General features: G+C 69.8%; 15 protein-coding genes and 2 pseudogenes. 14 read left to right on the top strand and 3 right to left on the bottom strand.

Annotated features, from left to right (window positions below):
• Nucleotides 1–197 precede the first annotated feature (197 nt).
• Nucleotides 198–623, bottom strand: a complete 426-nt coding sequence (locus FCI23_RS50280) for a hypothetical protein (RefSeq protein WP_136730667.1) — start codon at nt 621–623, stop codon at nt 198–200.
• 36 nt (nt 624–659) lie between these two features.
• On the bottom strand, nt 660–827 hold the full coding sequence (locus FCI23_RS57680; RefSeq protein WP_169317372.1) for a hypothetical protein: 168 nt from the start codon (nt 825–827) through the stop codon (nt 660–662).
• Nucleotides 828–881: 54 nt separating this feature from the next.
• On the opposite strand from FCI23_RS57680, the gene FCI23_RS61690 reads away from it, so the two are divergent.
• The 9 genes from FCI23_RS61690 (at nt 882) to FCI23_RS50320 (ending at nt 9,293) form a co-directional block, all read left to right on the top strand.
• On the top strand, nt 882–1,520 hold the full coding sequence (locus FCI23_RS61690) for a helix-turn-helix domain-containing protein (protein ID WP_246144823.1): 639 nt from the start codon (nt 882–884) through the stop codon (nt 1,518–1,520).
• The gene (locus tag FCI23_RS58885) at nt 1,520–3,688 is read left to right on the top strand and encodes a P1/P2 acidic ribosomal protein (RefSeq protein ID WP_136730668.1); all 2,169 of its coding nucleotides are present in this window, start codon (nt 1,520–1,522) and stop codon (nt 3,686–3,688) included. The genes FCI23_RS61690 and FCI23_RS58885 overlap by 1 nt, the downstream gene beginning before the upstream one ends.
• Entirely contained in the window at nt 3,685–4,458 is a 774-nt protein-coding gene (locus FCI23_RS50295) for a hypothetical protein (RefSeq protein WP_136730669.1), read from the top strand. The genes FCI23_RS58885 and FCI23_RS50295 overlap by 4 nt, the downstream gene beginning before the upstream one ends.
• Before the next feature lie 44 nt (nt 4,459–4,502).
• Nucleotides 4,503–4,817 carry a hypothetical protein gene (locus tag FCI23_RS57690; RefSeq protein ID WP_169317373.1) on the top strand — a complete coding sequence of 105 codons (315 nt, stop codon included), beginning with the start codon at nt 4,503–4,505 and terminating at the stop codon, nt 4,815–4,817.
• A gap of 220 nt (nt 4,818–5,037) precedes the next feature.
• Nucleotides 5,038–5,424 carry a hypothetical protein gene (locus FCI23_RS50300; protein WP_136730670.1) on the top strand — a complete coding sequence of 129 codons (387 nt, stop codon included), beginning with the start codon at nt 5,038–5,040 and terminating at the stop codon, nt 5,422–5,424.
• A gap of 11 nt (nt 5,425–5,435) precedes the next feature.
• Nucleotides 5,436–5,657, top strand: a complete 222-nt coding sequence (locus tag FCI23_RS50305; protein WP_246144824.1) for a hypothetical protein — start codon at nt 5,436–5,438, stop codon at nt 5,655–5,657.
• Nucleotides 5,654–5,890, top strand: coding sequence for a hypothetical protein (locus FCI23_RS50310; protein WP_136730671.1), 237 nt, complete (start codon nt 5,654–5,656; stop codon nt 5,888–5,890). Before FCI23_RS50305 ends, FCI23_RS50310 begins: the two co-directional genes overlap by 4 nt.
• A gap of 132 nt (nt 5,891–6,022) precedes the next feature.
• The gene (locus FCI23_RS50315) at nt 6,023–8,590 is read left to right on the top strand and encodes a Helicase associated domain protein (RefSeq protein ID WP_322974035.1); all 2,568 of its coding nucleotides are present in this window, start codon (nt 6,023–6,025) and stop codon (nt 8,588–8,590) included.
• Nucleotides 8,591–8,834: 244 nt separating this feature from the next.
• Nucleotides 8,835–9,293, top strand: coding sequence for a hypothetical protein (locus FCI23_RS50320; protein ID WP_136730672.1), 459 nt, complete (start codon nt 8,835–8,837; stop codon nt 9,291–9,293).
• A gap of 138 nt (nt 9,294–9,431) precedes the next feature.
• Here the strand turns inward: FCI23_RS50320 and FCI23_RS50325 are convergent.
• Nucleotides 9,432–10,040, bottom strand: a pseudogene (locus FCI23_RS50325) (IS6 family transposase); the annotation flags it as partial.
• Between the two features lie 120 nt (nt 10,041–10,160).
• Between FCI23_RS50325 and FCI23_RS57695 the strand changes: the two are divergent.
• From FCI23_RS57695 to FCI23_RS64410, 5 genes and pseudogenes are all read left to right on the top strand, one after another.
• Nucleotides 10,161–10,631 (top strand): hypothetical protein, encoded by a 471-nt coding sequence (locus FCI23_RS57695; RefSeq protein WP_169317374.1) that lies wholly within the window; start codon nt 10,161–10,163, stop codon nt 10,629–10,631.
• Nucleotides 10,628–11,608 (top strand): transposase, encoded by a 981-nt coding sequence (locus FCI23_RS50330; protein WP_169317375.1) that lies wholly within the window; start codon nt 10,628–10,630, stop codon nt 11,606–11,608. The genes FCI23_RS57695 and FCI23_RS50330 overlap by 4 nt, the downstream gene beginning before the upstream one ends.
• Before the next feature lie 218 nt (nt 11,609–11,826).
• Entirely contained in the window at nt 11,827–12,030 is a 204-nt protein-coding gene (locus FCI23_RS50335) for a hypothetical protein (protein ID WP_136730674.1), read from the top strand.
• A 631-nt stretch (nt 12,031–12,661) separates the two neighbouring features.
• Nucleotides 12,662–13,243 (top strand): hemerythrin domain-containing protein, encoded by a 582-nt coding sequence (locus FCI23_RS50340; protein ID WP_246144825.1) that lies wholly within the window; start codon nt 12,662–12,664, stop codon nt 13,241–13,243.
• Between the two features lie 49 nt (nt 13,244–13,292).
• A pseudogene (locus FCI23_RS64410) lies at nt 13,293–13,445 on the top strand (oxidoreductase); the annotation flags it as partial.
• Nucleotides 13,446–13,794 lie beyond the last annotated feature (349 nt).

The raw sequence follows: 13,794 nt of genomic DNA on the forward strand, positions 1-13,794 counted from the left end.
GGATCCCGGTGCAGATACGATGGCTCAAGGCCGTGCGGGCCCCTCTTGACGTCACAATCATGATCGTCTCGCACGGCCGTTTGCATGCTCAGACCGGGGTCTCAGCTACCGCGCACGACGTCGTTAGCAACGCGCACACCGACCGAGCCGCGTAGTGCAATTCCCCCTCGACCAAAATGGACGATATGACCACACCGCTACGCGAGGCCTGAGCCCGCCTCGATCGCCCCGGCGACCGGACGGGAGTTGGACTCGCCGAGGTGCTGATCGAGCAGCTGACCGGCGTGGACATCGCGGATCTGCATGACGAGTACGGAGCGGCGCTCGAACAGGTGGTGACGGCGAAGCTCGAAGGCTTGGGATGGGCAGAGCCTCCCGAGCCACAGCCCGCCGTGGACCTGATGCAGGCACGACCTCACCTGGCCCACCCTCGTGCGCCACCTCGCCCCAGCACGATGGGTCCATCCACTCACGCCCCACGACGACATCGAGGCCGTCGCGCCGTCCCCGAACTCAGCCGGGCCCAGCGCGATCATCACCGTCTCGTGCACCGACACCCAGACGACCAGCTCAAAGCGGCAACACACACGGCGGAAGACATCCTGCACGGCTGGAGCCAGCACCCACTCCTGGCTTCTCGCTGGCTGTCCCGCCAGCGCCTACTCGCCCGCGACGAACAACAGCGGCGCGAGCTGCGAACTCTCCGGGCTGCACACAGCGTTCACGCCCGCGTCGCAGTCGATCGCGACCTCGATTCCGCACCGCGACCAGCCGCCCTGAATGCTGATGGAGATAGTTCCGATCGCATTGACTGAGGCCTGGTCCACCCCTAGGCTAATGCTAGTTGATCTAACTCAAGTCGCATTCAGGAAAGGGCGAGGATGTACCTCACGACGGGCCAGGCCGCCACTCTCATAGGAGTGTCCATCCCGACCGTGGAGCGGTTTCTCGCCTCCGGACTAATCATCGGAGCGGGAACCAGCGGCCGGCAGGTGTTTCCACTGGAAACGGCCCAGGCCATGGCCAGCCGCCCACTCGCCCCGCTGGCCGCGCTGCCCGGACCTGAAATTCCAGTCCTGCGGGTGGACGTTGCCGAGCAGGTCGACGACGACGACCGGCAGTGGATCGGCTTCGGTACGGCCCTGAACCACACCCAGCTACTGCTGGCGCTGCGCGGCTCGTGGCGCTGCGACCCGAACCGGGTAGCCGCCTCCAAGATCCTGCCGATCACCCTCGGCGGCTTCGTCGTCGCCGTGCTGACCACCCTGGGCAACCCCGTCAGCGACAACGGAGGTCGATACGCCCGCCACTCCTTCCCTCACGCCCGCCTGCCCGGCTACATCACCGAACTCTGCCACCCGGTCAACGCCACCGTCCCGGACCCGTCGGACACCGAGGGCCTGACATACACCCCCATGCTGCTGGGGACCCGACTGCCCTCGGTCTCCGGCGGCCCCATCGCCTACGTCCCCACCGGCACCGCCGCGCGAGGCAATGCCCCCGGCCAGAAGGAGCTGTGATGGATACCAATGCCTACAACACCGGTCTGACCGAACTGCGCGGCGTAAGAGACGACATCAAGGCCGTGCGCAGGGACCTGGAGAAGCTGCAGCGGGAGCTGCAGAAGCTGGAGGCCGACCGGGACAAGCGGGTCATCGCGCTCGGTGCGTACGGCAAGGCCAAGTCCGACCGGATCGCCCCGGCCGCCGGGATGAGCATCGTTGAGGTAACCGCGCTGGTGGCCGCCCTGGGCCCTGACGTGGCCGCAGCAGCACAATCCGCCCCGACCGTCCCGTCAGCGGAGCCGGTTCCCGGTGCGCCCGCCCCCGACCTGCGCCGCCCCGACCACGAACCTGCCCCGACCGCTGCGGCACCCACCGAGGAAGACGGCAAGGGCGAGGACATCCAGGAGGAGCAGGCGGGGGAACCTGTCGCCGCTCCGAACCAGGCCGCCGCACCGCCGGTGACTGCGGCACCTGAGGGAGTATCCCGGGAGTTGCCGTCGATCCCGGTGGGGGAGCGGGGCGACGCGTGGATGGTGGCGGCCAAGGATCTGGTGTCCCGTCGCCCGACGTACACCCAGCAGGTGTGGGACACCGCGTTCCTGGACGTGGAGAGCGGGATGCTGGTCCACAAGGGCACCACCGGCCGGATCGACCTCGGCTCGCGCTCCGCCGCCGACATCCTCACCGCCGTCGCGGCGGTGCTGCCGGAGTCCGTGGAGCGGATCTACATCACCGCGGGCGACCCCTGGCACCGTGACGCCGACCGGTTCCCGCATCTCAAGGACGCGGTGGCTGACTGGCTCAACGCTCCCGTCCCCGGCTGGGCGGTGGCCTCCGGGAAGGGGCAGGCCAAGGGCAAGGACCGGCTCGCCGGTCACCTGCTGCACGAGCGGCTGCCCATCGGCCGGTGGCAGCACGGGTCCCGGCACCTGGAACTGTGCCCGATCGGGGCCTGGTTCGAGCCCGAGGGCGCCGACCCGGTCACGGTGCGGGACGCCTTCGTGCTGCTGTGGAAGGCCCTGCACGAGCACTGGTCCGACGTCGTCCTCATGGGCTCCCCGGCCCGCACCGGCCGCGACCTGTGGTCCCGCACGATCCCGACGAAGACCGGCGCGAAGTGGGCCGATGGCTACCCGGTGATGTCGAGCGAGATCCGGGGCCTGCTGCACGCCACCGCCGGACAAGGACGCACTGAACTGTTCCTGCCGCCCCAGGTCCCGGAACAGCTGCCCCAGGTCACCGAGCTGGACCGCACCTTCGCCTACGGCAAGCACACCTGGATCGGCGCGGTCGGCGTACCGCAGCGCGTAAGCGCCGCCACCTTCGCCAGCTGGAGCGAGAAGGAGCAGATCAACGCCCTGTACCGGCCCTCGCACTGGCAGATCCGGGTCACCGTCTCCGACGGCTGGAACCACGTCGGACTGCTGCCCGCACCGGTCACCGGCGAAGCCGCCTGGACCTACCCGAACCAGCCGGGCCGCACCTTCACCACCTGGGCCGGGGGAGCGGAGGTCAACCTCGCGCTGCGCAATCACCTGGCGCCCTGGCGGATCGAGATCCTGGACGGCCTGATGTGGGAGTCCAGCTCCCCGCTGCGCGAGTGGGCCGACAAACTCAAGGACGCCTGGAACAAGCTCACCACGCGGGCTTCGATGCACGCCGACGAACGCGAACGCACCGCCTCCCACCTGGCTGCCCGCGCGGTGCGCTCCATCCTGCTGTACGGCGTCGGCGCCTTCGCCCAACGCCCCCGCATCAACACCGGCACCGTGCCGGTCGGTGAGGAACACCGCGTACCAGCCGGAGCCGTGATCATCGCCAACGACGGGGAGACCATCACCTGGGAGCGCACAACGTTCACCCCCGACCCCTACGCCCACCCCGAATGGGCCGCCGGAGTGTGGTCCGGAGCCCGGGCCGGACTGCTGTCCATGCGGATGCGCGAGGACAACGTCTCCGTCGGCGCCCTGCACCTGCCGCCCAACAGCATCGTCGCCTTCCGCACCGACGCCATCTACACCACCGCCGACGTCACCTGGCCCTACCACGGCCAACCCGGCGACTACCTGCTCAAAGGCCACCTGCCCTTCCCGGTCACCGCGCCCACCACACTGACCGAACTGATGACGCTTAAGTCTCTCGGCCGCGCCCACCTCGCCGAGCAGCAGGAGGCCATCCAGTGACCCCCCGCAAACGCACCACACCACGCCGCCGCAGCCGTCGCGGCGGCCGCCCACCGCAGAACGAAGCAGCCCGCCTCACCCAGGAACTCATCAACGCCGGATACACCAAAAAGCAGGTCGCCGACATCATCGGCCGCGACAGCAGCCTGGTCTCCCAGTTCTTCACCAAGAACAAAGGCGCCGCCTTCGTCGACGCACTGCGCGCTGTCGTCCAGGAAGTCCAGGCCGGCGCCGCCTCCCGGATCGACGAACTCAAGCGGATCGCCGCCCCGTCCATCACCCCCCGCACCCGCCGGCCCCGGCCCGGCGAGACCAAGCCCCGCAAAGCCGCCGTCCGCAAGAAAGACGTCGTAGAGACCCCCGGCCACTCCTCCATGGCCCGCGCCGCCAAACAGCACATCGCCTCCGGCGCCTCGCGCCTGCGCCCGGTCATCGAACGCACCGCCGCCGTCGGCGGCAACATCGCCTTCACCGTCCGGGCCAAGAAGAGCGCGTTCCTCATCGACTCCGGCCGCCGCGACGACTCACCAGGCCTGCGCCGGGGCGTGGTGCAGCGCAAGGACGGCACGGAAGAACGCGCCTACGGCAAGAGCCTGGGGGCAGGCCAGGGCCCCGGCGGATTCGACGCCCGCGAGTGGAAGGACCGGGTCGACGCCGCTGGCGGCGATGTGGCCGCCGCAGTGAAGAACTGGTTGATCGAGACCGGCCGCCTCCGCCCGGATGCGGTCCTGAGCCATCTGGAAATCCGCGGCTGGAAGACCACTGACTGATCATCCGCCAAGCCCTGCCGCGGTGAAAGAAAGGATCTCGGCCCATGAGCCGCACCGCGAGCAGCCGACGGATCGTGGACGACCCGGTTCCAGGCCAACGCCCGCCGCTGGGGTCGGCGGAACCCGCCCGGACGTCGGCGGTCCGCATGTTCGCTCTCATCGAGGACCACGACCCGCACGCGCCGGGCGCCGTCCTGCGGGACTCGCGGCCGTGGCCCGCTTACGCCGTCGCGATGGTCGTGGCCACCGTCGACGACGCTGTCGGTGAAGCCGTCTCCCCGGACGTGGTCGCGCACATCCTCGGTATGCGGCCCAGCACCGCCGAGGGGACACCTCAGACACTCACCAAGGCCGGGTAGGCCAGGGCGTGGAGGTGCCGCCGGAACCGGTGCCAGCGGTGGACTTGATGGCGGCGCTGGAGGCCAGCATCCGCGCGGCCGATCGGGACTGAACGGGCGGGGTAACGGTGGTGAGTTCCCCCGGAGTTGCACGCCTCAGGGAATAGACGCCGGGACAAGTTCAAGGATATCTTTATCCTCGTACTTTTTCTTGACTCTAACCTTTGGAAGGGATCACGAGTTGTCTGCCACCGCAGCCGAGCCCTACACCTTCAACGGCACCACCTGGGACGACCTCCGACACGCCGTCGAACACAACGGCGGCGTCCTCCGCATCTACATGGCCACCCTCCGCGAGCTCCAGCAGGCCGGACGCCTCGGCATCAACGTCCGCAACGACATCAGTCGCCGCCTGGCCGGCCTCGGCCTTGGTCACCTTCCCGCCGAACTCCCCTCCTACCAGGAGAACGAGGTCGTCCTCTACCAGCTCGGCACCGCCGCCGCCGACGTCGTCGAGGCCGTACGCGGCGACAACTTCCGTCGAGCCGAGAACGCCCTCCGCCGCCTGAACACCAAGGGCGACGCAGAGAAGCTCGCCGCCATCGCCGCCATCATCGCCGGGGAGTGAGGACACCGACCATGGCCAACACTCCCACCCAGCAGGGCAGGCTGGAGAGCTCGATTCGCGCGCTCGGCGGCATCTGGGACCCGGCGCGCGGCATGACGATCCTCCGCGACACCGGATTCGACCCCACCGAGAAATACGTCCGCCGCATCTACCGTGACCTGGCCGACGCCGGGCTGCTGACCAAGATCCAGGACCGGCCAGTCCAATACCGCACCACCGAGCAGCTGCATTGAGCGCCGCCGAGCAGCGCAAGCCCAACGTCAACCTGTCCGCGCCCATCGGATCCATCGACCTGCGAGCTTTCGACGACAACGGAACGCCGTACGAGATCTTCGCGTGCTACGACTGCCTGCTCTGGCACGCGGAAGTAGCCATTGTCGAAGACAAGGTGCTCGTGCGGGAGTGGCACGTCGTCGATTGCCCTCAGTTTCAGCGGCTGCTGGCCGACGACACCACCGAGCAGTGATTTATCCCTGACCACCGCCCCCGCCTGAGCCCGGGCTGCTGTCCCTCGTTCGTGAGTCCGGCTGCGCGGCCCGACCGCACGCCGTTATCGTCCGCGAGGGAACCTGTGCGGACCGTCTGGAACAGGAGTGCCATGCCAGAGATGCCCGCGCTCAAGATGACGCCGCGGCCTCACCAGATGCTGGCAGCCAACGCCGCCACCGCAGGCCTGACCCTCGGCCCCGGCCAGGTCATGCCACCGCAGGGCCTGCGCGTGATGGTCAACTCGGCCACCGGCTCCGGCAAGACGTTGATGGGGGTGATCATCGCCCATCAGCAGGACCTGCCGCGGATCCTGGTGCTGGCCCCGAACCTGGACCTGCTCGCGCAACTCGCCGCCGACTGGCGGGCCGCCGGACACGATCACCCCATGTACGGGCTGAGCTCCCTGCGGTCGACCGAGGACCTTCCCTGCACCACCGACCCGGACGAGCTGGTCGCCCTCACCGCGCACCTGCCCCGGGTGACGGTCTTCGCGACCTACGCCTCGGTCGGCCTGGGCACACTGCAGCGCGTCCACGAGGCCGGCCTTCCGGCGTGGTCGCTGATCGTCGAGGACGAGGCACACCGGTTGTCCGGGGCGGCCGGGAAGCCCTGGGCGGCAGTCCTGGACAACACCAGGATTCCGGCTGACCGGCGCCTGGCGATGACCGCGACCCCGCGCATGTGGGAACTGGCCGGGGCTCGCGACGACTCCGGGCCGGATGCGGCACGGGGCTGGCAGGGAGGTTCGGGACGGTCCGGGGTCCGGCTGATCGCAAGCATGGATGATCACGAATTGTTCGGGAAGCCCGTTTTCGAACTGTTCCTCGGGGACGCGGTGGACCAGGGCATCGTCGCCCCCTACCGCATCGTGTGCGTCGAGGTGTCCGACCCGGCCTACCAGGCGGCGCTCGCCAGCGGGGAGAGCCCGCGCTCGGAGCGGGTGCGCGGCCTGCGGCTGGCCGCGCTGCAGGCCGCCATGCTGCGGACCGCCGCCGACTACAAGCTCTCCCAGCCCCTGACCTTCCACGGCCGGGTAGCAGAGGCGAAGGCCTTCTCCGAGGGCCTTCCCGCGGCCGCCCGGCAGTTGGCGGCCGCCGACCCCAGCTACACGCTGCCGCAGGGCCTGGCGGCCCGCTGGCTGCACGGCGAGCACCCGCCCGAGCAGCGCAAACAAGTCCTCGACGACCACCACGCCGGCGTGACCGACGCCGGCATCCCCGTCGGGCTGTCGGTGCTCAGCTCGGTGAAGGTCTTGGGTGTGGGCGTGGACACCTGGTGCGACGCGGTGTATTTCGCCGACGTCGTCGGCGGGATGCCCGACATCGTGCAGGCGCTGGGACGGGCGCTGCGCATGCGCCCCGGCGACGGGAAGGTGGCCACGATCCTGGTGCCGGTGATGCTCGGCCCCGGCGAGAGCGCCGACCAGATGCTGACCTCCCCGGCCTACGACGACCTCGCCCGCCTGCTGGAGGCCCTGCGTGCCCACGACGCCAAGGCCCTGGAGGCCCTGGCCGCCTCCGCCCTGAACCCGTCAGCACCCTCGGAGACCGCCGCTTCCGGCCTGGACGGCGACCCTTCCGTCCCGGACACACTCCGCTCCGACGACGCCGTCGACGAGGACGGCACCGGTGATGAGCCGGACGGAACGGGGGAGGGGCTGCTGCAGTTCGGCACACCCCGCACCACCGGACTCATCTCCCGATTCATCGCCCTGCGGGTGCTGCAACCCGAGAAGTACGCCTGGCGTCGCGGCCTTCAAGAGGCCCTGGCCTACCGCGCCGCCCACGGCGACCTGCGCGTGCCCCACGACTACCGCACGCCCGCCCCGGCCGACGGCAACCCCGGCGACGGGTTCCCGCTGGGCACCTGGATCGCCGAACAGCGCCGGGCCCGCCGAGCGGGCCGCCTCGCCACGGAGCGGATCCAGGAACTCGACACAGCCGACATGGTGTGGAGCCAGTTCGACGCTGCCTTCGAGGACGGACTGACCGCCTGCCGTGCCTGGGCCGCCACCTCCGGCCATCTGCTCCCGCGCATCGACGCCGTCACCGGCGACGGTTTTCCCATTGGGCGATGGTTGAAGAATCAGCGTGCCGCGGCCCGGGCCGCAGACCGCGCTCCGACCGGCACGTCCTCCATTGGAGCGGCCGACGGGCCCGCTGGCGCCCTGACCGCGCAGCGCCGCGAGGCGCTGGAGCAAATCGACCCGGCCTGGTGCCCGGCCTGGCCGGTGGACTGGCAGCGCGCCTTCCACCTCGCCCGCCGCCACCTCCAGGACGGCGGCACCCTCACCGGGCACTCGGTCGGCCGGCTGGTCATCCAGGGTGAGGACCTCGGCCGCTGGATCACCGATCAGCAGAACGCCTGGGGCCAGCTCGGTGTCGTCCAGAAGTGGCTGCTGAGCAGCGTCCTGGGTATCGCCCCGGCCGCAGTGGCCGACCGGCCCAAGACCAAGCCCGCCTTGAGTCACGCCGGGAAGTGGGAGCTCAACCTCGCCGCCGCGCGCCAGTTCCAGCAGCGCGAGGGCCACTTGAACGTCCCGCGACGGCACGCCGAGACGGTCGGTGAACAGGTCGTGAGGCTGGGTGTGGCGATCGCCAACGCCCGGGCGAGGCGGGGCGCTCTGGCAACCGAGCGGGTCGAGGCGCTGGACGCGCTCGGGATGCGCTGGTCATAGCCGTTCGGATACTCCGGGCCCGGCTGGTCTCACGACCGCAGGGCCCTGTTCGTACCTGCACCCAGCCCGCCGTTCCGCTCGTTGCCGAGGCCGTCTGGCGGGTGAATTTTCCTCGCGTACACGTGCGCGCAGTAGGGGGTTATGTGACCAACTTGCCTATTTTGAAAGCTTCTTGACATGTATTCATGACTTCTGTCACGTTATGTTGTGGCCAGAGCGGCCAGTGAGATGAGAGGAAATCACCATGGCGTCACGTACACCGCGCACCGAGTACAGCGAGAGCCAGGCCGCCGGGCGGCTCCGCGTCCCCATCAGCAGCTGGCGCTGGGCCGTCCACGCCGGCGTCGTCCCGGCGTCGGATGCCTCGGCCTGGCAGTGGTCGAGGGCGGCGGTGGAGGCGATGGACCCCGCCGCGATCACCGCGTCCATGCCCCGCGAGCCGATCGCAGGGAGCGCCGCCGCCGACCGGCTCGCCATCGCCCTGGGCACGCCGAACGTGCCGGACGAGGCGGCCACGGTGACCAGCTTCGTCGTCCGTAGGCTGATCGACCGCGATCTGCTCACCGAGCTGTCGGGGAACCACGGCGGGTCGCTGCTCAACCCCGACCAGGTCGACCAGGTCGGCGCGCGGCCGGACCTGGCCGACTGGTCGCCGCGCTCAGCCCCCTCGGGCCGAACCAGGCGGCAACCCGTCTCAACGTGAGGCGTACCGATTTCGATCACATGGTGCGCCTGAACTGGGTAACTCACGCAGAACTGCGCGAGGCGTTGTCACGTTGTTGGGTGTGTGGGTGTCTGACGGTGCGTCGTGGCGTGGTGGGGCCGGGTTGCCGGCCTGGGCTCAGGCCGCGGTGGGCCGGCCGGTGACGCCGGTGATCTGCTCCCAGATGGCGAAGCGGACGGTCATCTCGGCGCGGTGTTGGGTGGCTGTCATCAGGTGGCGGTGGGGCCGGAAGTGGGGTGAGATGCCGCTGAACGCGGACAGGAACCGTTGGGCCCCGCCCACGCTGCGGAAGCCCTTCATGGCCCGTTCGCGTTGCCTGGTGGGCTGGTGGCTGTTCTCGGCCCGGTTGTTCAATCCCTTGTGGGAGCGGTGCTCCACGGAGGGCATGACCTCACGGTGGGCCGCGCCGTAGGAGCGCAGCTTGTCCGTGACGACCACCCGCGGAACCCCGCCCGTCTTCTTCATCAGCCTGCGGAAGAACCGCTTGGCCGCGGCGGTGTCCCGGCGGTCCTGCACCAGGATGTCCAGCACTTTCCCGTCCTGGTCGACAGCCCGCCACAGATACTTCTGCTCCCCGTTGATCTTGATGAAGACCTGGTCCAGATGCCACTTGTCCCCAGGCCGGGGCCGGCGGCGGCGCAGCGCGTTGGCGTACTGCTGACCGAACTTCAGGCACCAGCGGCGGACCGTCTCGTAGGAGACGGTCACACCGCGCTCCAGCATCAGACCCGAATCCGCAGGTAGTGGCCAGGTTCGGCGGCTGATACGACGACAGGTGCCTCTGCTGGTTTGAGATGATCTAGGTTCTCTACGCCTGATCGCTCTCCCCAGAAGGACACCTGCCAAGTGAAGACGATATCGCGCCGCCGGACGGCCTCCCGCGCCCCTGGTCGGCGCTGGACCCGGTTGAACGCCCAGGTGGGTGTGCCGGACGGGTCGCTGACGGAGAACGGCGGCTTGCTGCTGGTCGCGGAGCTGGACCAGGTGCTGGGGATCACCGCCGCGCTGGACAGGGGGATCGGTCCGGTCAAGGAACGCGACCGGGGCCTGTCGGGCGGCGAGTTCGCGCTGGCCTTGGCGGCGGTGCAGCTGACCGGGGAGGACCACCTGGTCGGGTTCGACCGGCTGCGTGCGGATGCGGTCGGCGAAGGACTGCTGCCCGCGCCGGCCCCGCCCTCCACGACGGCCGCGACCCTGGCCGCGCGGTTCGACCAGGCTCAGCGCGAGGGCGTCGAGCGGGCCTCGGCCAGGTCACGGCGCGGGCGCTGGCCGCGCTCCCGGTGGCCGAGCGGGCCCGGATCCTGTCCGGACCGGTGACGATCGACCTGGACGCCAAGGACATCGAGGTGTTCTCCACCCGCAAGGAACAGGTCATCCGCTCCTACAAGGGCGAGATCGCCGGGCGGGTGCACGCAGCGCACGTGGCCCAGGCCGGCACCGTGCTGGTCGCGGACCTGCTCGACGGCCGCTCGGACGGCCGCACCCACTCCCCGGCCCAGATCGACCGGGCTTTGGACGCTGTGCGCGCTGCCGGGGCCACCGGGCGGATCCTGTTCCAGGGCGATTCCGGCTACTACGCGGGGAAGGTCGCGGAGAAGATCGTGGCCCGCGGTGGCCTGTTCCGGCTCGGCGTGCCGCGCGGCAAGGCCCTGTGGCGGGCCGTGGCCGCCGTGCACGAGGACGACTGGATCGGCGCGGTCGATTACCCTGACGCGCAGGTCGCGCCGCTGGGCTACGCCCCGGCCGACTGGCCGGACGGCACGAGGGTGGTCGCGCGCAGGGTGCGCTATGACGCCGACCAGCTGTCGGCGGACCCGCGCTCGCGCCGCTCGCGGACCGTGGGCAAGGACCAGCTCGCCCTGGTCCTGGACGGGATCGAGGACACCGCGTACGCCTACTCCTTCATCGCCACCAACGAGGACCTGGATCTGGACGAGGAGATCGCGGCTGCGGAGTGGGAGTTCCGCCGGCGCACCAAGATCGAGGAGCTGTTCCGCGACACCGCGCACGGCGCGGGCCTGAACCACCTGCCGTCCGGATCCCACGCCGTCAACAGCATGTGGATGTGGGGCGCGCTGCTGGCCTACAACCTCTCCGCCTGGCTGCAGATGCTCGCCCCCATCGGCGCGGCACGGCGCCGGATCGCCACCGTGCGCCGCCTGCTGATCCGCCGCGCAGCCCGCTGGACCATCACCGCCCGCCGCCAAAAGCTCCACTTCGCCCAGGCAGCCGACACCTTGATCGCCCAGGCGTTGGCCCGCATCCGCGCTCACCGGCGCGTCCTATCCGCCTGAACACCGCCCCGACCGGGCCCGAACCACCACCCACCGCCCTGGAAAGCCGCCCACCCGACGCGCCAGTCGGGCCACACCCCTACCCACCCATCACCACACGACCTGACGACCAGACAGACCATGACATGACCGGCCACCGGCCACTATCTGCGGATTCGGGTCTGAGGGGGGACCGCTGCAGCAATGCAGCGGTCCTACCCGACGAACTGTGGTTCTCGGTGCTGACCCGGCGCCTGCCGCGGCGCGGGGACTTCTCCTCACAAGAGGACCTCGAGAACAAGATCACCGAGTTCGCTGTCCGCTACAACACCACCGCCAAGCCCATCGCGTGGAAGTACGACGCGCGGGCCGAGCACGCCCGCCATCTGGCCCGCTGCCAGCGCGAGCAGGCACACCAGGACACCTACCTCCAGGCGGCCTGACGATCACGGAAAGTCACCGTCAGCCCGCCGAAGGTCATCCGCGCTCGGTGGAAAAGCCGCTGGCCAGGAGGCGCGAGTCGCGTACTGCCGGAGGATCCCCATCGTCCCGGACGTCCTGAAGTGCACATACTGCGCGCCCAAGGCCGCCCGGCTTCCTGAGGCGCTACCCGCAGCCCTATACGGAGGCGGAGCCGCTGACCCGCGCCGTGCCCACCGTTTCCTGACCCGAACGTCAGAGGACCCCCGCGATTACGCCCCCCGGGGTCCTCTGACGTCCAAGATCAATCTCAGCGCCGACGGCTGTACCGATGTTCCAAGCGCCGCCAGTTGCAACCGATGCGAATTGGCGACGGTCTGCGCGTGGTCGCCGAGGGGCGTTGGGCCATGCCGCTGACCAGCAGGTACCAGGTATGTGGGCCCCGTGACCCTAGCGACGGGCGAGGGGTGGTGGCAAGTCGGTACCTCTGGTCGCCGGATGGATGGCCTGCGGGAGACACTGCGACTATCAGGATGGAGCGCAGGGCGAAGAACACCGATTCGATCTCCCAGCGCGCCCTGTCCACCGACCGGTGACCCCCGTTTGGAGCCCGTCGAACGGGATACGCGCACCGGAGAGCGACCGAAGGAGACGATGATGAGTTCAGCCAAGGCGGAAGCCGAGCGCAAGGCGGCAGCACAGTTGCCGCACGGGGACATCGTGGCGCTGCTACTGGAACAGCACGCGCGGATCCGTGGCCTGTTCGAGCAAGTCACGCAGGCACAAGGGGCCGACAAGCAGCACGCTTTCGACGAGCTGCGGGCGCTGCTGGCCGTGCACGAGGCGGCCGAGGAGCTGGTCCTGCGGCCGGTGGCGAAGAAGACCGCGGGCGAGAAGGAGGCCGAGGCCCGTAACGCCGAGGAAGCGGAGGCCGCCAAGGTCCTCAAGGAACTGGAGGGCATGGACGTCGCGAGTCCCGAGTTCGCGACCGCGATCGCCGAGTTCGAGCAGTCGGTCAGCGACCACGCGGGGCACGAGGAGACGGAGGAGTTCCCGGCGATCGTGGACCAGTGCACCGCCGAGCAGCGGCAGGACATGGGCAAGCTGCTCCGCAAGGCCGAGGACCTCGCACCCTCCCACCCCCACCCGACGGCCGCAGGTAAGCCGGCCGCGCTGGCCCTGACCGGCCCCTTCGCCGCCATGATGGACAAGGCCCGCGACGCCATGAGCCACTGAGGGCAGAAACCCGCGCGCCGCGATTTCGCCCCGGAACCGGCGGGTGCGCAAGCTGCCAGCCTGGTCACCGGGCGCGCACATCGACCGGTGGCTGGGCCCTGATCTGTGCGGGAGTACTCGCTGTGCGGGGATCCGGCCGAGCACATGGCAGCTCGCGGTGCTGAAGGAGCCGAAGAGCCGCGGCGCGTCGGAGCGGGTCCACCACCCCGGTCCTTGAGCGCGGTCAGCAGAAGGTCGAGCGCCTTCTCCTCCAGCTCGTGCTCGACCAGCCGCGCGCGGAACTCGGACAGCACCGAGGCATCGACGCCGGGATCCTCGCTTGCCGGACCCGCACCGTCTGGCAGTGCCAGTGCGTCCCGGCTTTGTCAGGGCTGCTTGCCGCCCTCCCACGCGTCTCCGCGGTCAGGCTGCCCTCAGCTGCACTAGCGTCTCTGGAACTCTGTGTGTGCCTGAGTGATTCAGGCTTTTCGGGCGCGGCGTGGCCGTCTGTCGTGGCGGTGGGGTCCGAACCTCGGGGTGAGGGTGTGGACTCCGGTGGCGTACAGGTGGTG

The sequence above is a fragment of the Actinacidiphila oryziradicis genome, from assembly GCF_005047355.1.
Lineage (GTDB): Bacteria > Actinomycetota > Actinomycetes > Streptomycetales > Streptomycetaceae > Actinacidiphila > Actinacidiphila oryziradicis.